21 protein-coding genes are annotated in these 20,075 nt (G+C 73.0%); 16 read left to right on the forward strand and 5 right to left on the reverse strand.

Features of this window, described 5'->3' with window-relative positions:
• Window positions 1-281 precede the first annotated feature (281 nt).
• The 3 genes from rplM to glmM all read left to right on the forward strand — a co-directional run bounded on the left by rplM (window position 282) and on the right by glmM (window position 2,808).
• Window positions 282-725, forward strand: a complete 444-nt coding sequence (gene rplM, locus ACFVWU_RS32045) for a 50S ribosomal protein L13 (RefSeq protein ID WP_030055846.1) — start codon at window positions 282-284, stop codon at window positions 723-725.
• A 46-nt stretch (window positions 726-771) separates the two neighbouring features.
• The gene (gene rpsI / locus ACFVWU_RS32050; protein ID WP_380608249.1) at window positions 772-1,281 is read left to right on the forward strand and encodes a 30S ribosomal protein S9; all 510 of its coding nucleotides are present in this window, start codon (window positions 772-774) and stop codon (window positions 1,279-1,281) included.
• A gap of 162 nt (window positions 1,282-1,443) precedes the next feature.
• Complete coding sequence (gene glmM / locus ACFVWU_RS32055) at window positions 1,444-2,808, forward strand: phosphoglucosamine mutase (RefSeq protein ID WP_387627426.1); 1,365 nt, start codon at window positions 1,444-1,446, stop codon at window positions 2,806-2,808.
• A gap of 100 nt (window positions 2,809-2,908) precedes the next feature.
• On the opposite strand, the gene coaA is transcribed toward glmM, so the two are convergent.
• Entirely contained in the window at window positions 2,909-3,904 is a 996-nt protein-coding gene (coaA, locus tag ACFVWU_RS32060) for a type I pantothenate kinase (protein WP_387627428.1), read from the reverse strand.
• Window positions 3,905-4,003: 99 nt separating this feature from the next.
• On the opposite strand from coaA, the gene glmS reads away from it, so the two are divergent.
• Window positions 4,004-5,860 carry a glutamine--fructose-6-phosphate transaminase (isomerizing) gene (gene glmS / locus ACFVWU_RS32065; protein ID WP_387627430.1) on the forward strand — a complete coding sequence of 619 codons (1,857 nt, stop codon included), beginning with the start codon at window positions 4,004-4,006 and terminating at the stop codon, window positions 5,858-5,860.
• Between the two features lie 30 nt (window positions 5,861-5,890).
• Here the strand turns inward: glmS and ACFVWU_RS32070 are convergent, their stop codons facing one another.
• Entirely contained in the window at window positions 5,891-6,448 is a 558-nt protein-coding gene (locus ACFVWU_RS32070) for a Uma2 family endonuclease (protein ID WP_387627432.1), read from the reverse strand.
• Between the two features lie 170 nt (window positions 6,449-6,618).
• Here ACFVWU_RS32070 and ACFVWU_RS32075 point away from each other — a divergent pair, with 170 nt between their 5' ends.
• The 5 genes from ACFVWU_RS32075 to ACFVWU_RS32095 all read left to right on the forward strand — a co-directional run bounded on the left by ACFVWU_RS32075 (window position 6,619) and on the right by ACFVWU_RS32095 (window position 11,732).
• Window positions 6,619-8,094 carry an NAD(P)H-hydrate dehydratase gene (locus ACFVWU_RS32075; RefSeq protein ID WP_387627434.1) on the forward strand — a complete coding sequence of 492 codons (1,476 nt, stop codon included), beginning with the start codon at window positions 6,619-6,621 and terminating at the stop codon, window positions 8,092-8,094.
• Between the two features lie 153 nt (window positions 8,095-8,247).
• The gene (gene alr / locus ACFVWU_RS32080) at window positions 8,248-9,447 is read left to right on the forward strand and encodes an alanine racemase (RefSeq protein ID WP_387627436.1); all 1,200 of its coding nucleotides are present in this window, start codon (window positions 8,248-8,250) and stop codon (window positions 9,445-9,447) included.
• Window positions 9,444-10,829 carry an alpha/beta fold hydrolase gene (locus tag ACFVWU_RS32085; RefSeq protein WP_387627438.1) on the forward strand — a complete coding sequence of 462 codons (1,386 nt, stop codon included), beginning with the start codon at window positions 9,444-9,446 and terminating at the stop codon, window positions 10,827-10,829. The genes alr and ACFVWU_RS32085 overlap by 4 nt, the downstream gene beginning before the upstream one ends.
• Window positions 10,830-10,937: 108 nt before the next feature.
• The gene (gene tsaE, locus ACFVWU_RS32090; protein WP_387627439.1) at window positions 10,938-11,432 is read left to right on the forward strand and encodes a tRNA (adenosine(37)-N6)-threonylcarbamoyltransferase complex ATPase subunit type 1 TsaE; all 495 of its coding nucleotides are present in this window, start codon (window positions 10,938-10,940) and stop codon (window positions 11,430-11,432) included.
• Window positions 11,433-11,537: 105 nt separating this feature from the next.
• Entirely contained in the window at window positions 11,538-11,732 is a 195-nt protein-coding gene (locus tag ACFVWU_RS32095) for a hypothetical protein (protein WP_380608238.1), read from the forward strand.
• Window positions 11,733-11,740: 8 nt separating this feature from the next.
• On the opposite strand, the gene ACFVWU_RS32100 is transcribed toward ACFVWU_RS32095, so the two are convergent.
• Window positions 11,741-12,310 carry a hypothetical protein gene (locus ACFVWU_RS32100; protein WP_387627458.1) on the reverse strand — a complete coding sequence of 190 codons (570 nt, stop codon included), beginning with the start codon at window positions 12,308-12,310 and terminating at the stop codon, window positions 11,741-11,743.
• A 156-nt stretch (window positions 12,311-12,466) separates the two neighbouring features.
• Here ACFVWU_RS32100 and tsaB point away from each other — a divergent pair, with 156 nt between their 5' ends.
• The 5 genes from tsaB to ACFVWU_RS32125 all read left to right on the forward strand — a co-directional run bounded on the left by tsaB (window position 12,467) and on the right by ACFVWU_RS32125 (window position 15,982).
• Window positions 12,467-13,123, forward strand: coding sequence for a tRNA (adenosine(37)-N6)-threonylcarbamoyltransferase complex dimerization subunit type 1 TsaB (gene tsaB / locus ACFVWU_RS32105; RefSeq protein WP_387627441.1), 657 nt, complete (start codon window positions 12,467-12,469; stop codon window positions 13,121-13,123).
• A gap of 23 nt (window positions 13,124-13,146) precedes the next feature.
• A complete protein-coding gene (rimI, locus tag ACFVWU_RS32110; RefSeq protein WP_387627460.1) occupies window positions 13,147-13,635 on the forward strand; it encodes a ribosomal protein S18-alanine N-acetyltransferase in 489 nt (162 codons plus the stop codon).
• On the forward strand, window positions 13,628-14,734 hold the full coding sequence (gene tsaD / locus ACFVWU_RS32115; protein WP_387627443.1) for a tRNA (adenosine(37)-N6)-threonylcarbamoyltransferase complex transferase subunit TsaD: 1,107 nt from the start codon (window positions 13,628-13,630) through the stop codon (window positions 14,732-14,734). The genes rimI and tsaD overlap by 8 nt, the downstream gene beginning before the upstream one ends.
• A complete protein-coding gene (locus ACFVWU_RS32120) occupies window positions 14,731-14,991 on the forward strand; it encodes a hypothetical protein (protein WP_387627445.1) in 261 nt (86 codons plus the stop codon). Before tsaD ends, ACFVWU_RS32120 begins: the two co-directional genes overlap by 4 nt.
• Window positions 14,992-15,070: 79 nt before the next feature.
• Window positions 15,071-15,982 (forward strand): polysaccharide deacetylase family protein, encoded by a 912-nt coding sequence (locus ACFVWU_RS32125; protein WP_387627447.1) that lies wholly within the window; start codon window positions 15,071-15,073, stop codon window positions 15,980-15,982.
• 8 nt (window positions 15,983-15,990) lie between these two features.
• On the opposite strand, the gene ACFVWU_RS32130 is transcribed toward ACFVWU_RS32125, so the two are convergent.
• Both ACFVWU_RS32130 and ACFVWU_RS32135 read right to left on the reverse strand, forming a co-directional pair.
• On the reverse strand, window positions 15,991-17,166 hold the full coding sequence (locus tag ACFVWU_RS32130) for an SAM-dependent methyltransferase (RefSeq protein ID WP_387627449.1): 1,176 nt from the start codon (window positions 17,164-17,166) through the stop codon (window positions 15,991-15,993).
• Between the two features lie 152 nt (window positions 17,167-17,318).
• Complete coding sequence (locus tag ACFVWU_RS32135; protein ID WP_387627451.1) at window positions 17,319-17,654, reverse strand: hypothetical protein; 336 nt, start codon at window positions 17,652-17,654, stop codon at window positions 17,319-17,321.
• 248 nt (window positions 17,655-17,902) lie between these two features.
• On the opposite strand from ACFVWU_RS32135, the gene groES reads away from it, so the two are divergent.
• Window positions 17,903-18,208, forward strand: a complete 306-nt coding sequence (groES, locus tag ACFVWU_RS32140) for a co-chaperone GroES (RefSeq protein ID WP_014136232.1) — start codon at window positions 17,903-17,905, stop codon at window positions 18,206-18,208.
• Window positions 18,209-18,324: 116 nt separating this feature from the next.
• Entirely contained in the window at window positions 18,325-19,956 is a 1,632-nt protein-coding gene (gene groL / locus ACFVWU_RS32145; RefSeq protein ID WP_387627453.1) for a chaperonin GroEL, read from the forward strand.
• Window positions 19,957-20,075 lie beyond the last annotated feature (119 nt).

Here is a 20,075-nt window from a genome sequence, read left to right on the forward strand (position 1 = left end):
GTGGTCGGCGCGGTTCTGGGCCGCCCCGGGGGGGGCGCGCTACCGCGGTTTGCGGGCTCGTGGGGGGGGGGGGTTTTTCCCCCCCCCCCCCCCCCGCCCGGTAATCTGGACGCTTGATGTGCGTATTGGCTCGCTCTATCTCACGTGAGAGGTCGGTACGCCGGAGACATCAGGTCGACGACCAGCGGTCCCCCTTGAATTGCGTCCAAGGTTGGCCAGGCTGCTCTTCCGTCCGGGTGCTCCTGTCAGGACTCACTCACTGAAAAGCGAAGGCTACGACCGTGCGTACGTACAGCCCCAAGCCCGGCGACGTCCAGCGTCAGTGGCACGTCATCGACGCGACCGACGTCGTGCTCGGCCGCCTGGCTTCCCAGGCCGCCAACCTCCTCCGGGGCAAGCACAAGGCGATCTACGCGCCGCACGTTGACACTGGTGACTTCGTCATCATCATCAACGCCGACAAGGTGCACCTGTCCGGTAACAAGAAGACCCAGAAGCTGGCCTACCGCCACTCGGGCTTCCCGGGCGGTCTGCGCTCGGTGCGCTACGACGACCTGCTGGCGAACAACCCCGAGAAGGCCGTCGAGAAGGCCATCAAGGGCATGATCCCCAAGAACAGCCTGGGCCGTCAGATGCTCTCGAAGCTGAAGGTTTACTCGGGCGACCAGCACCCCCACGCTGCCCAGCAGCCGGTGCCGTTCGAGATCACCCAGGTCGCGCAGTAATTCCGGCCACCAAGCCCCCCATCACTGAAAAGAGCTGAGGAACACCGTGGCCGAGACCACTGAAACCCTTGAGGTCGACTTCGACGAGGCCGTTGAGGCCGTCGAGGGCGAGTACACCTCCGAGGAGACCTACACCTCCGAGTCCCTGGCCGGCCGCTTCGGCGAGGCCGTCCCCGGCGCCGGCCTCGGCCGTCGCAAGGAGGCGATCGCCCGCGTGCGCATCGTCCCCGGCACGGGCGTGTGGAAGATCAACGGTCGCACCCTTGAGGACTACTTCCCCAACAAGGTGCACCAGCAGACCGTGAACGAGCCCTTCAAGCTCCTGGAGCTGGACGGCCGTTACGACGTCGTCGCCCGCATCAGCGGTGGCGGCGTCTCCGGCCAGGCCTACGCGCTGCGCCTCGGCGTGGCCCGTGCCCTGAACGAGGCCGACGTGGACAACAACCGCGGCGCCCTCAAGAAGGCCGGCTTCCTGACCCGTGACGCCCGCGCCGTCGAGCGCAAGAAGGCCGGTCTGAAGAAGGCCCGCAAGGCGCCGCAGTACAGCAAGCGCTAATCGCGTCCCCGGGGGTGCGTTCCGCCCTGGCGGCGCACCCCCTGGTTGCGCAAACCGTCGCCCCGGAGTACCTCGTGTACTCCGGGGCGACGTGTTCCCCGGCTAACGTGCGGCGGCCGGGATCATCGGTGGGTTCCGAGCATGGTGATGGAGGACGGGACAGTGGGACGACTCTTCGGTACGGACGGCGTACGCGGGGTGGCGAACGAGGGCCTGACGGCGGAGCTGGCGCTCGGCCTGTCGGTCGCGGCCGCCCATGTGCTCGGCGAGGCCGGCGCCTTCGACGGGCACCGGCCGGTCGCGGTGGTCGGCCGTGACCCGCGTGCCTCGGGCGAGTTCCTGGAGGCCGCGGTCATCGCCGGTCTGGCCAGCTCCGGCGTCGACGTCCTGCGGGTCGGTGTCCTGCCCACCCCGGCTGTGGCCTACCTCACCGGCGCGCTCGGCGCCGACTTCGGCGTGATGCTGTCCGCCAGCCACAACGCCATGCCGGACAACGGCATCAAGTTCCTCGCCCGCGGCGGCCACAAGCTGGACGACCGGATCGAGGACGCGATCGAGGCGCACTACCGCAAGCACACCGTCGGCGGCGAGGACTGGAACCGTCCCACCGGCGCGGCCGTCGGCCGGGTGCGCGAGTACACCGAGGGCTTCGACAAGTACGTCGCCCACCTGATCGGCGTGCTGCCCAACCGCCTGGACGGCATCAAGGTCGTCATCGACGGCGCCCACGGCGCCGCCGCGTACGTCGCCCCCGAGGCCTTCGCCCGGGCCGGCGCCGAGGTCGTCCACACCCTGGGGGCCGAGCCCACCGGCCTCAACATCAACGACGGCGTCGGCTCCACCCACCTGGACCGGCTGCGTGTCGCGATGAAGGAGCACCGCGCCGACCTCGGCATCGCCCTGGACGGCGACGCCGACCGCTGCCTGGCCGCCGACGCCGAGGGCGACGAGGTGGACGGCGACCAGATCATCGCCATCCTCGCCGTCGCCATGAAGGAGGCCGGCACCCTGCGCCGCAACACCGCGGTGGCCACCGTGATGTCCAACCTCGGCTTCAAGCTGGCGATGGAGCGCGAGGGCATCGACCTGGTGGAGACCGCCGTCGGCGACCGCTACGTGCTGGAGGCGATGAAGGAGCAGGGCTTCGCGCTGGGCGGCGAGCAGTCCGGTCACGTCATCCTGCTGGACCACGCCACCACCGGCGACGGCACCCTGACCGGCCTGATGCTGGGCGCCCGACTGGCCGCCACCAAGCAGCCGCTGGCCGACCTGGCCGCCGTGATGACCCGGCTGCCGCAGGTGCTGATCAACGTCAAGGGCGTCGACAAGAGCCGGGTGAAGACCAGCGTCGAGCTGGCCGAGGCGGTCGCCGCGGCCGAGGCCGAGCTGGGCTCCACCGGCCGGGTGCTGCTGCGTCCGTCCGGCACCGAGCCGCTGGTCCGGGTCATGGTCGAGGCCGCCGACCCGGCGCAGGCCGAGACGGTCGGGCAGCGGCTGGCCGAGGCGGTGCGCACCCACCTGGGCTGACGGCCCCCTGGCAGGCACGCGCAGGCCCCCACTGGAGACAGTGGGGGCCTGCGGGCGTTTCAGGGCCCCAGGGGGCCTTCCCGGGCTTCGAGGGGACTTGCTAGAGCTTGCGCAGCAGCGCCCGGCGGACCTTGTGGTCCGGGCCCTTCTGCAGGATCAGGGTGGCCCGGCCGCGGGTCGGCAGCACGTTCTCCAGCAGGTTGGGCTTGTTGATGGTGCGCCAGACCTGGCGGCCGTACTCCATCGCCTCCTCCTCCGGCACCTCGGTGAAGCGGCGGAAGTAGGAGTTCGGGTCCTGGAAGGCGGTCTGCCGCAGCTTGCGGAAGCGGTCCAGGTACCAGTGCTCGATGTCGTCGGTACGGGCGTCGACGTAGATCGAGAAGTCGAAGTAGTCGGCCACCGCGAGGCGGGTGCGGCCGTCGGTGCCGGGCAGGGCCGGCTGGAGCACGTTCAGGCCCTCGACGATCAGGATGTCCGGGCGCTCCACGGTCAGCCGCTGGTCCGGCACGATGTCGTACACCAGGTGGGAGTACACCGGCGCCGTGACCCGCTCCCTGCCCGCCTTCACGTCCGCGACGAAGCGCGTCAGCGCCCGGCGGTCGTACGACTCGGGGAAGCCCTTGCGGGCCATCAGGCCGCGGCGGCGCAGCTCGGCGTTGGGCAGCAGGAAGCCGTCGGTGGTGACCAGTTCGACCCGGGGGTGCTCGGGCCAGCGGGCCAGCAGGGCCTGCAGCAGACGGGCCGTGGTGGACTTGCCGACCGCGACCGAGCCCGCCACGCCGATGATGAACGGGGTGCGGGTGCGCTCGGTGTCCGGGGTGTCCAGGAACGTGCCCAGGGTGCCGCGCAGCTCGTGCGTGGCGTGGATGTACAGGTTGAGCAGCCGGGACAGCGGCAGGTAGACGTCGCGGACCTCGTCCAGGTCGAGCGCCGTGCCGAGGCCGCGCAGCTGCTCCACCTCCTCGGCGGTCAGCGGCAGCGGCGTACGCTCGCGCAGCGCGCTCCACTCGGCCCGGCTGAGGTCCACGTAAGGGGACGGCGACGGGCCGGGCGTGGCGGCGCCCCGCGTACAGAGTTCGGTCAGCACATGCTCCATTGTGAGCCGTGGCGGCGTTCACGGTGGCTGTGGTGTCGGTCACGCAGAGTTGGTCCGAGGCGGGAAAACGGCCACAGAACCGCCCTTATGCTGGCACGCATGTGCGGAATTGTTGGATACGTGGGCGCGCAGTCCGCCCTCGACGTAGTAATCGCGGGCCTGCAGCGACTGGAGTACCGGGGCTACGACTCGGCCGGTGTCGCGGTGCAGGCGCAGGACTCCCAGGGGCAGTGGGGTCTGGTCACGGACAAGCGGGCCGGGAAGCTCGCCAACCTCGAGAAGTCGCTCGCCGAATCCCCTCTGCCCGGCGGCACCACCGGCATCGGCCACACCCGCTGGGCCACCCACGGCGGCCCGACGGACGCCAACGCCCACCCCCACCTGGACGACGACAACCGGGTGGCCGTGGTCCACAACGGCATCATCGAGAACTTCGCCCAGCTGCGCGCCGAGATCGCCGAGCGCGGCCACACCCTCCGGTCCGAGACCGACACCGAGGTCGTCGCCCACCTGCTGGGCGAGGCGTACGAGGGCGACCTCGCCGAGGCCATGCGGGTGGTCTGCCGCCGTCTGGACGGCGCCTTCACCCTGGTCGCCGTGCACGCGGACGCGCCCGGCGTGGTCGTCGGCGCCCGCCGCAACTCGCCGCTGGTGGTCGGCCGCGGCGAGGGCGAGAACTTCCTGGCCTCGGACGTCGCCGCGTTCATCGCGCACACCCGCGAGGCGATCGAGCTGGGCCAGGACCAGGTCGTCGAGCTGCGCGAGAGCGGCGTGACGGTGACCAACTTCGACGGCACCCCGGCCGAGGTGCGCGAGTACCACGTCGACTGGGACGCCTCCGCCGCCGAGAAGGGCGGCTACGACTACTTCATGCTCAAGGAGATCGCCGAGCAGCCGAAGGCCGTCGCCGACACCCTGCTGGGCCGGATCGGCGCCGACGGCCGGCTGACCCTGGACGAGCTGCGCATCTCCGACGCGGACCTGCGCTCGGTCGACAAGGTCGTCATCGTCGCCTGCGGCACCGCGTTCCACGCGGGCATGATCGCGAAGTACGCGATCGAGCACTGGACCCGCATCCCCTGCGAGGTCGAGGTCGCCTCGGAGTTCCGCTACCGCGACCCGATCATGGGCCCGGGCACGCTGGTCATCGCCATCTCGCAGTCCGGCGAGACCATGGACACCCTGATGGCCCTGCGGCACGCCCGGGAGCAGGGCGCCAAGGTCCTGGCGATCTGCAACACCAACGGCTCCACCATCCCGCGCGAGTCGGACGCGGTGCTGTACACCCACGCCGGCCCGGAGGTCGCGGTCGCGTCCACCAAGGCGTTCCTGACCCAGCTGGTCGCCTGCTACCTGGTCGCCCTCTACCTGGGCCAGGTGCGCGGCACCAAGTGGGGCGACGAGATCTTCACCATCATCCGCGAGCTCGGCGACGCGCCGAAGCAGGTCGAGCAGGTCCTGGAGACCATGGAGCCGGTGCGCGAGCTGGCCCGCTCGCTGGCCGACGCCCGCTCGGTGCTGTTCCTCGGCCGCCACGTCGGCTTCCCGGTGGCCCTGGAGGGCGCGCTCAAGCTCAAGGAGCTCGCCTACATGCACGCCGAGGGCTTCGCGGCGGGCGAGCTCAAGCACGGCCCGATCGCGCTGATCGAGGAGGGGCTGCCGGTCGTGGTGGTCGTGCCCTCGCCGCGCGGGCGGTCGATCCTGCACGACAAGATCGTCTCCAACATCCAGGAGATCCGGGCCCGCGGCGCGCGCACCATCGTGATCGCCGAGGAGGGCGACGAGGCGGTCGTGCCGTACGCGGACCACCTGATCCGCATCCCGGCGACCCCGACCCTGCTGCAGCCGCTGGTCTCCACCGTGCCGCTCCAGGTCTTCGCCTGCGAGCTGGCCACGGCCAAGGGCCACGAGGTCGACCAGCCGCGCAACCTGGCGAAGTCGGTCACCGTCGAGTAGTACGGCCGGTGCCCCTGCGGTGGCTGTGCCCTACCGCAGGGGCGCCGTGTCGAGCGTGAAGGAGAACGGGGCGGGCAGGTCGATCGGCTTGCCGAACGGGACCGGCTCCTTCCGGGTGTAGTCGTCTCCCTCGGGCTCGGTGAACAGGGTGACTGTGCCCTCGCTCCGGTCCACCAGTAGGTGGCACGGGATTCCAGCAGCGGCGTACCCGCGGCGCTTCTGTTCGCGGTCCCGGCGCGGGCTCGTGGACGTCACTTCGAAGACGAGCAGGACTCCGGCAGGGTCCGCCCACGAACCGGCGTCCAGGAAGTGTCCGACAGGACTCACGGTGCCGTCGGGGATGAACCGTCCGGTCGGTACGATCAGCCCCTTGTTGCCGGACAGGTCGAACTCCGTCTCGGCCTTGCGCATGAACTGCCGGTTCAGCAGGGAGAACGCGCTCTCGTGTTCTCCGTCCGGCGGTGGCGTCACGACGATTTCCCCTTCGATGAGCTCTGCCTTGTAGCCAGGCGGTGTGTCCAGCTCCAGGAATGCCTGGAGGAGGTCGTCCTGGCCCAGCGGGCCCTCGACAGCTGGCATGGCGACCATGGCCCTTCTCCCTCCTGTGGGTCCGTGCCGAGCCACAAGGTGGGCGTACGGACCGACACCGGTGGGGGATCGAAGTGGGTGTCACTCGAAAGTGTGCCGCAGGCCCGGCTCCCGTGGGGCGGTGACGCGGGCTAGCGTCGGCGGTAGCCGACCGCCGAAGGAGCCCCGCCATGCGTCATGCACACCCTGTGGAAACCGTCCGGGCCGCCGAGGCCGCGCTGATGGCCCGGTTGCCGGAGGGCACCCTGATGCAGCGGGCGGCCGCCGGGCTGGCGGCGACCTGCGCCCGACTGCTGACGCGGCGTCGGGGCCGGGTGTACGGCAGTCGGGTGGTGGTGCTGGCGGGCAGTGGGGACAACGGGGGTGACGCCCTGTACGCCGGGGCGGCCCTGGCGCGGCGCGGGGCGCGGGTGACGGCGGTGCTGCTGGCGCCGCAGAAGGCGCATCAGGGCGGGCTGGCCGCGCTGCGGGCCGCGGGCGGACGGGTGACGGCGGAGCGGGAAGCCGGCCTGGCCGACTTCTCGCGCGCGGACCTGGTGCTGGACGGGATCGTCGGCATCGGCGGCCGCGGCGGGCTGCGCCCCGAGGCGGAGCCGTACGCGCGGGCCGAGCGACGCGGCCTGGTGGTGGCGGTCGACCTGCCCAGCGGGGTCGAGGCGGACAGCGGCGAGGTGCCGGGGGCGGCGCTGCGCGCGGACGTCACGGTCTGCTTCGGCACGTACAAGCCGGGGCTGCTGGTCGACCCGGGGGCCTCGTACGCGGGCGCGGTGCAGCTGGTGGACATCGGGCTGGAGCTGCCGGAGCCGGGGGTGACGGTCCTGCAGCACGCGGACGTGGCGGCGCTGCTGCCGCTGCCGGGCGCGGAGAGCGACAAGTACCGGCGCGGCGTGGTCGGGGTGGCAGCCGGCTCGGCGACGTACCCGGGGGCGGCGCTGCTGGCGGTCGCCGGGGCGCTGCGGGGCGGCGCGGGCGCCGTCCGGTACGTCGGTACGGCGGCCGAGGAGGTGGTGCGGCGCTTCCCGGAGGCGCTGGTCACCGAGGGCGGGCCGGCCGGGGCCGGACGGGTGCAGGCCTGGGTGGTCGGGCCGGGCGGCGGCGAGGGGGCGCGGCAGGCGCTGGCCGAGGCGCTGGCGGCCGACGTCCCGGTACTGGTGGACGCGGACGGGCTGACCGAGCTGGGCCGGCTCGGCCCGCGGGCGCTGGCCGGCCGCACCGCGCCGACCCTGCTCACCCCGCACACCGGCGAGGCCGCCCGGCTGCTCGCGGGCGCCGAGGGCACCGCGCCGCCCGCCGCCGAGGAGCTGGCCGCCGCCCGGCTGGCCACCGCCCGGCGGCTGGCGGCCGCCTACCGGGCCACCGTGCTGCTGAAGGGCTCCACCACGGTGGTGGCCGACCCGGGCGGGGCCGTCCGGGTGAACCCGACCGGCACCTCCTGGCTCGCCACCGCGGGCAGCGGGGACGTGCTGGCCGGTCTGGCCGGCTCGCTGCTGGCCTCGGGCCTGTCGCCGCTGGACGCCGCCTCGGTGGCCGCCTACCTGCACGGCCTGGCGGGTCGCGAGGCGGCGGGCGCCCCGGGCGCACCGGTGACGGCGACGGGCGTCGCCGGGGCGCTCCCGGCGGTCTGGCGGGCGGTGCGGCAGGGATAGTCGAACGGAACCGAAGCGTCCGTTCGGGGCGTCCCAGACACGGCGGACCAGTCGTCCGCCGCAGGTCGGCGGGTGCCCCGGCGCCCCGGTGCCGACCGCCGCGCCGATGGGCCGTTCGGCGAGGACTCCGGGACGTCTGGGAGACTGACCCTGATGACAACTGCGAACACGATCGGCACAGCCACCCTCACCGACGGCGTACGGGCTGAGGCGACCATCGATCTCGCCGCCCTGCGCGGCAACCTCGCCGCGCTGCGCGAGCGCGTCGGCGGCTCCGCCGTGATGCTCGCGGTCAAGGCCGACGCCTACGGCCACGGCGCGGTCGAGTGCGCCCGGGAGGCGGTCGCGAACGGGGTCGGCTGGCTCGGCTGCGCGATGCCCGAGGAGGCGCTGGCGCTGCGGGCCGCGGGCATCCGCCCGGAGCGGGCCCGCATCCTGTGCTGGCTGTGGACGCCCGGCGGGCCGTGGCGCGAGGCGCTGCGCGCGGACCTGGACGTCTCGGTCAGCGGCCAGTGGGCGCTGGAGGAACTGCTGCCGGCCGTCCGGGAGACCGGCATCCCGGCGCGGGTCCACCTGAAGGCCGACACCGGCCTGGGCCGCAACGGCTGCCAGCCGCACGACTGGCCGCAGCTGGTGGCGAACGCCCGGCGCGCCGAGGCCGAGGGGCTGCTGAAGGTCGTCGGCATCTGGTCGCACTTCGCCGCCGCCGACGAGCCCGGCCACCCGTCGATCCAGGCCCAGCTGGACTCCTACCGCGCCGCGCTGGCGCACGCCGAGGCCGCCGGGCTGCGCCCGGAGGTCCGGCACCTGGCGAACTCCCCGGCCACCCTGCTGCTGCCCGAGACGCACTTCGACCTGGTGCGCACCGGCCTGGCCGCGTACGGACTGTCGCCGGTGCCCGAGGTCGGCTCCCCGGCGGACTTCGGGCTGCGCCCGGTCATGGCGCTGACCGCCCGGCTGGCGCTGGTCAAGCACGTCCCCGGCGGGCACGGGGTCAGCTACGGCCACCACTACGTGACGCCCGGCCCGACCACGCTGGGGCTCGTCCCGGTCGGCTACGGCGACGGCATCCCGCGCCACGCCAGCGGCACCGGCCCGGTGCAGATCGGCGGCAAGTGGCGCACGGTGGCCGGCCGGGTCGCGATGGACCAGTTCGTGGTGGACCTGGGCGGCGACACCCCCGGGATCGGCGACGAGGTGCTGCTGTTCGGCAACGGCGAGCGCGGTGAGCCGACCGCCGAGGACTGGGCCCGCGCCTGCGGCTCGATCTCGTACGAGGTCATCACCCGGATCGGCGCCCGGGTGCCCCGCCGCTACCTGGGCGGCAGCCACCGCGAGGGCCTGCCGGCATGACCGGCACGCCGGCCGAGAGCAACCCGGTCGCGGCGGTGGCCAAGGCGGCCGGCGCGGCGTCCGGGGTGAGCCGGGCCGGTGTGATCGGGATCTCCGTCGGCGTGCTGGCGGCCGGCGCGGCCGCGGGCGTCGCGATCGAGCGGCTGACGGTCGGCCGGGCGATGCGCCGCCGGGCCCGGGCCGAGCTGGACGCGACCGCCCCGTACGGCTCGCTGCGCGGGCGCCCGCTGACGGTGGCCGCGCCGGACGGCACGGAGCTGTACGTGGAGCTGGAGGGCCTGCGCCCCGAGCTGGACGGCCACCGCCCCGAGCTGGACGGCCACCGCCCCGAGCCGAAGGGGCGCGCCGGTGCCGAAAGGGAGGAGCGAGGAGGCCCGAGGAACGAGGGCATCGGAGCGCCGACCGTCGGCACCGGGTCCGAGCGCCCCGGAGGCGAGCGGGCGATTTACACCGCCGAGCCGTTGACCGTGGTGTTCTGCCACGGCTACTGCCTCAACCAGGACAGCTGGCACTTCCAGCGTGCCGCGCTGCGCGAGGGCATGCGGCTGGTCTTCTGGGACCAGCGGAGCCACGGCCGCTCCGAGCGCTCCCGCTCGTACCTGGCCGGTGATCCGGCGAGCATCGACCAGCTGGGCGGTGACCTCAAGGCGGTGCTGGACGCCGTCGCGCCGACCGGGCCGCTGGTGCTGGTGGGCCATTCGATGGGCGGCATGACGGTGATGGCGCTGGCCGAGCAGCACCCGGAGCTGTTCCGGGAGCGCGTCGCCGGGGTCGCGCTGGTCGGCACTCTGGCGGGGGACTGGGACGAGGTGAGCCTCGGGTTGCCGAGGGTCGGGGCGAAACTGTTCAAGAAGGTCGCGCCCGGGGTGATGCGGCTGCTGGGCCGTCAGGTGGACCTGGTGGAGGCGACCAGGCGGGTCGGCTCGGACGTGGCCGCCGTCTTCTACCGGAAGTTCTCCTTCGGTGGCCGGGACGTCGACCCCGGTGTGGTGCGCTTCGCCGAGCAGCTGCTGGATGCCACCCCGATCGACGTGGTCGCCGAGTTCTACCCGGCGTTCGACGCGCACGAGAAGTACGCGGCGCTGGACGCCCTGCGCGGTCTGCCCGCGCTGGTGCTGGCCGGGACGAAGGACCTGCTGACGCCCGCTTCGCACAGCGAGGAGATGGCCGAGCGGCTGCCCGGTGCCGAGCTGGTGCTGGTCGAGGGCGCCGGGCACCTGGTCCTGCTGGAGCGCCCCGAGCTGGTCGACCACGAGCTGGCGCGGCTGCTGCGCCGTGCCGCCGACTTCGCCGGCGCCGCGCCGCTGCCGGAGGCCGTCCTGGAGCTCGCCAGCGAGCGGTCCCGGGAGCCGGAGCCGAACCCGGTCGTCGACCCCGCCTGACTCCCGCCCGACCCCCCGCCCGCCACATCGGGGTGCGGCGGTGTGGCACGGTAGCGGTGGCGGCCGGTGGTCGGCGCGCCGCTACGGACCGAAGGGCAAGACACGCGCATGGGCTCGCACGCCACTCTCACCATCCCCACTCCGGAGCGGATGGGCCGGCTCGGCCGGGAGTTGGCCGCGCTGCTGCGGCCGGGTGACCTGGTGCTGCTCTCCGGCGAACTGGGGGCGGGGAAGACCACGCTGACCCGGGGCCTGGGGGAGGGGCTGCAGGTCCGCGGCGCGGTGACCTCGCCGACCTTCGTGATCGCCCGGGTGCACCCCTCGCTGGTCGGTGGCCCGGCCCTGGTGCACGTGGACGCGTACCGGCTGGGCGGGAACCTGGACGAGATGGAGGACCTCGACCTGGACGTCTCGCTGCCGGAGTCGGTGATCGTGGTCGAGTGGGGCGAGGGCAAGGTCGAGCGGCTGTCCGAGGACCGGCTGGAGGTGCGGATCGAACGGGCGATCGGCGACACCGCCGGGGAGGACCACGACCCGCGCCGGGTGGTGCTGACCGGCATCGGAGCCCGCTGGTCGGGCGTGGAGCTGGCGGAGCTCGGGTAGGCGCTCCCCGTTTTACCGACAGCCTGTCGGCATGGTGTTGCGGGCGGGGTGCCGGGCGTGGTGGGATGGGTGCTGCGGTTAGGTCTGCCTAACTAGGGAGGCGCCATGTCGAGCACCACCCCCGCCCCGGAGCGCGCCGCGCGCGACACCGGGGCCGGAGAGTCCGCCCGCCGCGCTCCGGGAGCGCCGATGCGGGCGCTGCTGGCCGCCTGCGCGGCCGCCGAGGCGGTGTCCACCCCGCCCGAACCGCGGCCGGAGCAGGCCGAGGAGCCCGAGGCGGAGACACCCCGGGCCGCGTAGAACGTGGCTCAGGCGACCACGACCACCTTGGTGCCGTTGGGCGCGAAGTCCCAGAGCAGCTGCCCGTCGGCGCGGCCGCTGCGGATGCCGCCGGTCTTGGTCTTGGGGTCGGCGGTCGGCGTCGAGCCGTCCATCGCCGAGCTGAAGCCGAACACCACGCCGTTCTGCTGCGCGAAGCGCACCACGTGCTCGATCTGCCGGCCGTCCGTCCCGGCGCCGACCGGGGTGCGGCTGTACACCGAGTAGCTGCCCGGGGTCGGCTCCACCGTGCCCGGGGAGACCTGGAAGGTGGCCGCGACCTGCGGGTTCTTCTTCGGGTCGATCAGCCAGACGTAGTGGCTGCTCACCGAGTAGACCACCCGCGTACCGCTGCCCGAGCTGGTCGGCAGCGCCGGGACGGTCGGGGTGGCCGAGGCGCTCGGCGTCGCCGAGGCGACCGGGCCGGTGGACGCCGCGGCGGTGGTGGTGGGATGGGCTCCGCCCGCGCGGTCCTGCGCGCCGCTCGCCTGGAAGGCCAGCAGGCTCACCACCGCCAGGGCCCCCAGGGTCAACCCCGTGACCACCACTCCAGGACCCATCTTCGCCACGTGCCGCTCCCGCCGCCGTCCTCTGTACGTACCGCCCTAATCGTGCCAGGTCCCCTCGGTCGGTCGGCAGCGCCCGGCACGTGTGTTCCGAACGGGGACACCAGCTCGATCAGTCGGCCGGTCCAACGTCGGTCTAACCTTGACCCCGTGCTGCTGCTCGCGTTCGACACCGCTACCCCCGCCGTCACCGCCGCCGTCCACGACGGCACGGCCGTCCTCGCCGAGACCCACCAGGTCGACGCCCGACGGCACGGCGAACTGCTGCTGCCCGCGATCGACCAGGTCCTGCGGGCGGCCGGGGTGGACAAGCACCGGCTCACCGGCATCGCGGTCGGCGTCGGCCCCGGCCCGTACACCGGGCTGCGGGTCGGCCTGGTGACCGCCGCCGCGCTCGGCCACGCCCTCGGGCTGCCGGTGCACGGCGTCTGCACCCTGGACGCGATCGCCTTCCAGGCCCGCGCCGAGGGCCTGGCCGGGCAGCCGTTCACGGTGGCCACCGACGCGCGCCGCAAGGAGGTCTACTGGGCCTCCTACGACGCCGAGGGCCGCCGCACCGAGGGTCCCGGCGTGGACCGCCCGGCCGAGCTGACGCCCGAGGCCCGCTCGGTGGGCGCCGGCGCGCTGCTCTACCCCGAGGCCTTCCCGGGCGCCCACGGCCCCGAGCACGTCTCGGCCGGCTCCCTGGCCGGTTTCGCCGCCGCCGAGCTGGCCGCCGGCCGCGAGCTGCTGCCGAACCTCCCGCTGTACCTGCGCCGCCCGGACGCCCAGGTCCCCGCCGGCTACAAGGCGGTGCTCCCGGCGTGAACCACGGCACCACCCTGCGCCCGATGCGCTGGTGGGACATCGAGCCGGTGATGGAGCTGGAGCTCAAGCTCTTCCCCGAGGACGCCTGGTCCCACGGGATGTACTGGTCCGAACTCGCCGAGGCCCACCCCGGCGGCACCCGCCACTACACCGTCGCCACCACCGGGGACGGTGCCATCGTCGGCTACGCCGGGCTGATGGCCGTCGCCGGCGAGGGCGACGTCCAGACCATCGCCGTCGACGAGCGCCACCAGGGCGCCGGCCTCGGCGCGGCGCTGCTCACCGACCTGATCGGCGAGGCCGCCCGGCGCGGCTGCGCCGAACTGCTGCTGGAGGTACGGGTGGACAACCCGCGCGCCCAGCGGCTGTACGAGCGCCACGGCTTCGAACCGGTGGGCATCCGGCGCGGCTACTACCAGCCCGCCAACGTCGACGCGCTGGTGATGCGCCTCGACCACCCGAGCACTGACAGCACTGACCCGAAGGACATTGAGGACACCCGCCATGGCTGACGAACCGCTCGTCCTCGGCATCGAGACCTCCTGCGACGAGACCGGCGTCGGCATCGTGCGCGGCACCACGCTGCTGGCCGACGCGGTCGCCTCCAGCGTCAACGACCACGCCCGCTTCGGCGGCGTCGTCCCGGAGATCGCCAGCCGCGCCCACCTGGAGGCGATGGTCCCGACCATCCAGCGCGCCCTGGACACCGCCGGGATCAAGGCGAGCGACCTGGACGGCATCGCCGTCACCGCCGGCCCCGGCCTGGCCGGCGCGCTGCTGGTCGGCGTCAGCGCCGCCAAGGCGTACGCCTGGGCGCTGGACAAGCCGCTGTACGGGGTCAACCACCTCGCCTCGCACATCTGCGTCGACCAGCTGGAGCACGGCCGGCTGCCCTCGCCGACGATGGCCCTGCTGGTCTCCGGTGGGCACTCCTCGCTGCTGCTCAGCGAGGACATCACCACGGACGTCCGCCCGCTCGGCGCGACCATCGACGACGCGGCCGGCGAGGCCTTCGACAAGGTCGCCCGGGTGCTCGGCCTGGGCTTCCCGGGCGGGCCGATCGTCGACCGGACGGCCCGCGAGGGCGACCGCAAGGCGATCAACTTCCCGCGCGGCCTGAGCGGCAGGAACGACCCCGAGTACGACTTCTCCTTCTCCGGCCTGAAGACCGCCGTCGCCCGCTGGGTGGAGGCCAAGCGCCGGGCCGGCGAGGAGGTGCCGATCGCCGACGTCGCGGCCTCCTTCCAGGAGGCGGTCACCGACGTGCTCACCCGCAAGGCCGTCAAGGCGTGCAAGGACAACGGCGTCGACCACCTGATGATCGGCGGCGGCGTCGCGGCCAACTCCCGGCTGCGCGAGATGGCCCAGCAGCGCTGCGACCGCGCCGGGATCCGGCTGCGGGTGCCGCGGCCGGGCCTGTGCACCGACAACGGCGCGATGGTGGCGGCGCTGGGCTCCGAGATGGTGTGGCGGGGCCGCACGCCTTCCGCCCTCGACCTGTCCGCCGACTCCTCGCTGCCGGTGACCGACGTCCACGTGCCCACGGCGGACATCGGGCACGGGGACGTCCACGGCCAGGCCTACGACGCCCTCGGCGGGGGGGCCGCGTGACCGTCGCCGCGATGTGGGAGGCCCGGGCGGCGGACGGCCGCGGGGTGGAACTCGCCACCTGGGTGCGGGAGTTCGTACTGCCTGCGGTCCGCGGCGCGGCCGGGCTGGAGCGCCTCGAACTGCTCTCCGCCCCGGGCGAGCGGGTGCTGCTGATCACCTGGTGGAGCGGCGAGCCGGCCCCGGTCGCCGACCCGCCGGCCGAGCTGCTCGGCCGCCCGGTGCACCGCTGGTCCTTCACCAGCGACCACGTCGAGTAGACCGTGGTCGGGAACCGCCACCCCGGCCGCTACCGTGCATAGCTGTGAGAAAGCTGGACGGGACCGGGAGCGCGGTGCGGTGAACAGGGACGGGCGAAGCAGGACCAGGACGTACGCGGCGGGGGCGCTGGCCCTGCTGGCCTTCGCCACCGCGTGCGGCGACAACGGGGGCGGCGGCAGCGCCGCCCCGGCCGCGACGAAGAACGCCTCGGCCGCGCCTCAGCCGTCCGGCGGTGCCGCACCGGCGGCCGCGGCCACCACCTCGGGCGCGGCCCCGGCCGAGGGCGACGCCGCGGCCTGGGCGAAGTGGAACCTCAAGCCGCTCGCCCCGGCCCCCGCGCCGCCCACGGACAAGCCGATCAAGCTCGAACGCACCGGCGCCGTACCGGTGTTCAGCGATGTGAAGACGAGCGACAAGGTCGTCTTCATCACCCTCGACGACGGCGCGGAGAAGGATCCGAAGTTCGTCGAGATGCTGACCGACCTCAAGGTGCCGATCACGATGTTCCTGACCAAGGACATCGTCAAGAACGACTACGGCTACTTCAAGCCGCTCCAGGCGCTCGGCAACCACATCCAGAACCACACCGTCACCCACCCGGTGATGAGCAAGCTCTCGGCGGACAAGCAGAAGTCCGAGATCTGCGACGACCAGGCCGCGCTCACCCAGCAGTACGGCACCGCCCCGCTGCTGTTCCGCCCGCCGTTCGGAGACGGCGCCAACACCCCGATGCTCAACACCTCGGTGCAGCAGTGCGGTCCGCGCGCGATCGTGCTCTGGCGCGAGTCGATGCAGATCCACGACATGCAGTACCAGGCCGCCGACAAGAAGCTGAAGCCCGGCGACATCATCCTGGCGCACTTCCGCGGCCCCAAGGAGCTCAAGGGCGCCACGATGACCCAGATGTTCGGCGAGCTGCTGGCCCGGATCCAGGAACAGGGCTTCTCGGTGGCCCGGCTGGACGACTACATCCAGCCGCCCGCCTCCTAGGACCGCCCTCAGGGCGCCTGGACGGGTCGGCCCAGCATCATCAGCGGGCCGTGGTCGGTACGGCTGAGGATCACCGTGACGGTGTTCGGCCCGGAGGGCTTGAGCTGACGGCGCAACTCCTCCGGGGTGATCGCCATCCCGCGCTTCTTGATCACCACCGTGCCGACCTGACGCTCGCGCAGCAGTGCCTTCAGCTTCTTGATGTGGAACGGCAGCACGTCGGTGAGCTCGAAGGCGTGCGCGTACGGGGTGGCGACCAGCTCGTCCGAGGTCAGGTAGGCGATCTTCGGGTCGATCAGCCGGCCGCGGACCTGCTCGGCCACCTCGGCCACCAGGTGCGCCCGGATCACCGCGCCGTCCGGCTCGTACAGGTACCGTCCGACCGGGCCGGCCGGCGGGTCGGGCAGGTCGCCGCCGGTCAGGCTGGCGCCCTGCGGCAGCAGGGTGGCGCGGTGCGGGCGGGCGGACTCGGTGCCGAACCAGAGCACCGCCTCCTTGACGTCCCCGTGGTCGGAGACCCACTCCGCCTCGGCGTCCGCCGGGACGGCCTCGTGCGGGATGCCCGGCGCCACCTTCAGCGCGCCGATCGGGGTCCGCCGTCCGGCCTCGATCGCCCAGGACAGCGGCGGGGCGTACGCCTCGGGGTCGAACACCCGGCCGCGCGAGGTGCGGCGGGCCGGGTCGGTGAACACCGCGTCGTAGCCGGTGACGTCCACCTCGGCGACGTCCGCGCAGCGCACCTCGACCAGCTCGGAGAGCCCCAGCGCGGCGGCGTTGGCCGCGGTCGCGGCGCAGGCCGCCGGGTCCTTGTCGACGGCCAGCACCTCGATCCCGGCCCGGGCCAGCGCCAGCACGTCCCCGCCGATGCCGCAGCACAGGTCGGCGAGCCGCCGTACCCCCAGCCCGGCGAACCGGCGCGCCCGCCACTCGGCCACACTGCGTCGGGTGGACTGCTCGACCCCGTTGGGCGTGAAGTACATCAGGTCCGCGTCCGCCCCGAACTTCGCCCGCGCCCGCTGCCGCAACCGCGCCTGCCCGAACGCCGCCGACACCAGCTCCGCCGGATGCTCCCGCCGCAGCCGGGTGGCGAGCGCCAACTCCTCCTCGGGCGTGAACTCGCGCAACTCGGCGAGCAGGGCCTGACCCTCGGGGGTCAGCAGGGGCTGGAGGTTCTCGGTGTCCACGGGGCCATTCTGACCGGTCGGAGGACGCGGAGACGGCCGGCCGGCCGGATGCCCAGCGGCCCGAGGAGCGGAGCCGCCACCGCGACGTACGGCGTGAAGGGAGAGCAGCAGGCTCGCCGCTCAGTGCGTGCGCGGGCGGGTCGGCGGTCGGTTCACCGCCACAGGACGCCCGAGGAGAGGACCACGGGCAGCAGGAACGGCGAGAGCGCCGCGGCGACCGGGAGGAACTGGTAGCCGGAGCGCCGGCTGCGCACGGCCACCAGGACGGCCGCCACGAGGGCGGCCACCGGACCGGCCATCATCCCGACGCCCAGGAAGGCCCACCCGCGCCCGTCCCCGTCGTCCCCGGCGCCGGGACCGCTGCCGAGGCAGGCGATGAAGAAGAAGACGACGAAGGGGAGCACGCCTCCCAGCAGGGGCAGTGCCAGCAGGGCGAGAGCCGCGTCCTTGGGCCGGGTCGGGCCGATGCGTACCGGGGTGTCGGTCATGGCAGGAGTCTGGCCGCCCGGCCCGGCGCCGCACATGAGTACGGCTACTCATCCGTGGCACGGGACTTCAGGGCGCGCCGTTGGCACTCTGGTTGACTGAGTGCTAACCGCGGCCTATGGTCGTCCTTGGCACTCCCCACTGGGGGAGTGCTAACGCGAAGACGCGTGTCTGACCCCCGCGACGGCAGGCTCGCAGGTTCGCCCCTACCCGTTAGAAAACCCCGTAATCTCCGAAGGGGAGCTCGGACGTGACCACCAGCAGCAAGGTTGCCATCAAGCCGCTTGAGGACCGCATCGTGGTCCAGCCGCTCGACGCCGAGACCACCACGGCCTCCGGCCTGGTTATCCCGGACACCGCCAAGGAGAAGCCCCAGGAGGGCGTCGTCCTGGCCGTCGGCCCGGGCCGCTTTGAGGACGGCCAGCGTCTGCCGCTCGACGTCGCCGTCGGTGACATCGTCCTGTACTCGAAGTACGGCGGCACCGAGGTGAAGTACCAGGGCGAGGAGTACCTGGTGCTCTCCGCCCGCGACGTTCTCGCGATCATCGAGAAGTAAGACGTCCCGACCCGCCCCGGATCCGTGTCCCAAGTGACAGGGGCCCGGGGCGTGGTTGTTGGTTCACGTAGTTCGGCGGCCGCTGGGCCGGCCGCAGCCCCGAGGGAATAGGGAACATGGCGAAGATCCTGCAGTTCGACGAGGACGCCCGCCGCTCGCTGGAGCGCGGTGTCAACAAGCTGGCCGACACCGTCAAGGTGACCATCGGCCCCAAGGGCCGCAACGTCGTCATCGACAAGAAGTTCGGCGCCCCGACCATCACCAACGACGGTGTCACCATCGCCCGTGAGGTCGAGCTGGACGACCCGTACGAGAACCTTGGCGCGCAGCTCGTCAAGGAGGTCGCCACCAAGACCAACGACGTCGCGGGTGACGGCACCACCACCGCCACCGTGCTGGCCCAGGCCCTGGTCAACGAGGGTCTGCGCAACGTCGCCGCCGGTGCCGGCCCGGCCGCCCTGAAGAAGGGCATCGACAAGGCCGTCGCCGCCGTCTCCGAGCACCTGCTGTCGGTGGCCCGCGAGATCGAGGGCAAGGACGACGTCGCCGCCGTCGCGTCCCTCTCCGCCCAGGACACCCAGGTCGGCGAGCTGATCGCCGAGGCGATCGACAAGGTCGGCAAGGACGGTGTCATCACCGTCGAGGAGTCGAACACCTTCGGCGTGGAGCTGGACTTCACCGAGGGCATGCAGTTCGACAAGGGCTACCTGTCGCCGTACTTCGTCACCGACGCGGAGCGGCAGGAGGCGGTCCTGGAGGACCCGTACATCCTGATCAACCAGGGCAAGATCTCCTCCATCCAGGAGCTGCTGCCGCTGCTGGAGAAGATCCTGCAGGGCGGTGCCTCCAAGCCGCTGCTGATCATCGCCGAGGACGTCGACGGCGAGGCGCTGTCGACCCTGGTCGTGAACAAGATCCGTGGCACCTTCAACGCCGTCGCCGTGAAGGCCCCGGGCTTCGGCGACCGCCGCAAGGCGATCCTCGGCGACCTGGCCGTCCTGACCGGTGGCCAGGTCATCTCCGAGGAGGTCGGCCTCAAGCTCGACCAGGTCGGCCTGGACGTGCTGGGCACCGCCCGCCGCGTGACCATCACCAAGGACGAGACCACGGTCGTCGACGGTGCCGGTGACGCCGAGGCCGTGGCCGGCCGCGTCGCCCAGATCAAGGGCGAGATCGCCGCGACCGACTCCGACTGGGACCGCGAGAAGCTGCAGGAGCGCCTGGCCAAGCTGGCCGGCGGCGTCTGCGTCATCAAGGTCGGCGCCGCCACCGAGGTGGAGCTGAAGGAGCGCAAGCACCGCCTGGAGGACGCCATCTCGGCGACCCGCGCCGCGGTCGAGGAGGGCATCGTCGCCGGTGGTGGCGCCTCCCTGGTCCACGCCGCCAAGGTGCTGAACGACGGCCTGGGCCTGTCGGGCGACGAGGCCACCGGTGTCGCCGTGGTCCGCAAGGCGCTGCACGAGCCGCTGCGCTGGATCGCCCAGAACGCCGGCCTGGAGGGCTACGTCATCACCTCCAAGGTCTCCGAGCTGGAGATCGGCCAGGGCTACAACGCCGCCACCGGCGAGTACGGCGACCTGGTGAAGGCCGGCGTCATCGACCCGGTCAAGGTCACCCGCTCCGCGCTGGAGAACGCCGCCTCGATCGCCTCCCTGCTCCTCACCACCGAGACCCTCGTGGTGGAGAAGAAGGAGGAGGAGGCCGAGAACGGTCACGGCCACTCGCACGGCCACGGCCACTCGCACTGAGGCTCCGACGCCTGACCGGAGGCCCGGTCCGCTCCCTCGGGGAGGCGGGCCGGGCCTCCGGCTGTGATGCGGCTCTGTGCTGGTCGCCCGCTCGCCTCCGGGGCGCTCGGACCCGGTGC

Source organism: Kitasatospora sp. NPDC058190 (assembly GCF_042883685.1).
In the GTDB taxonomy this organism is placed as follows: Bacteria; Actinomycetota; Actinomycetes; order Streptomycetales; family Streptomycetaceae; genus Kitasatospora.

Bases quoted from the DNA above. Each gene is read 5' to 3' on its own strand.
- coaA (WP_387627428.1), bottom strand. From the start codon at position 3,904: ATGGAGCATGTGCTGACCGAACTCTGTACGCGGGGCGCCGCCACGCCC.
- glmS (WP_387627430.1), top strand. From the start codon at position 4,004: ATGTGCGGAATTGTTGGATACGTGGGCGCGCAGTCCGCCCTCGACGTA.
- ACFVWU_RS32070 (WP_387627432.1), bottom strand. From the start codon at position 6,448: ATGGTCGCCATGCCAGCTGTCGAGGGCCCGCTGGGCCAGGACGACCTC.
- ACFVWU_RS32075 (WP_387627434.1), top strand. From the start codon at position 6,619: ATGCGTCATGCACACCCTGTGGAAACCGTCCGGGCCGCCGAGGCCGCG.
- alr (WP_387627436.1), top strand. From the start codon at position 8,248: ATGACAACTGCGAACACGATCGGCACAGCCACCCTCACCGACGGCGTA.
- ACFVWU_RS32085 (WP_387627438.1), top strand. From the start codon at position 9,444: ATGACCGGCACGCCGGCCGAGAGCAACCCGGTCGCGGCGGTGGCCAAG.
- tsaE (WP_387627439.1), top strand. From the start codon at position 10,938: ATGGGCTCGCACGCCACTCTCACCATCCCCACTCCGGAGCGGATGGGC.
- ACFVWU_RS32095 (WP_380608238.1), top strand. From the start codon at position 11,538: ATGTCGAGCACCACCCCCGCCCCGGAGCGCGCCGCGCGCGACACCGGG.
- ACFVWU_RS32100 (WP_387627458.1), bottom strand. From the start codon at position 12,310: ATGGGTCCTGGAGTGGTGGTCACGGGGTTGACCCTGGGGGCCCTGGCG.
- rimI (WP_387627460.1), top strand. From the start codon at position 13,147: ATGCGCTGGTGGGACATCGAGCCGGTGATGGAGCTGGAGCTCAAGCTC.
- tsaD (WP_387627443.1), top strand. From the start codon at position 13,628: ATGGCTGACGAACCGCTCGTCCTCGGCATCGAGACCTCCTGCGACGAG.
- ACFVWU_RS32135 (WP_387627451.1), bottom strand. From the start codon at position 17,654: ATGACCGACACCCCGGTACGCATCGGCCCGACCCGGCCCAAGGACGCG.
- groL (WP_387627453.1), top strand. From the start codon at position 18,325: ATGGCGAAGATCCTGCAGTTCGACGAGGACGCCCGCCGCTCGCTGGAG.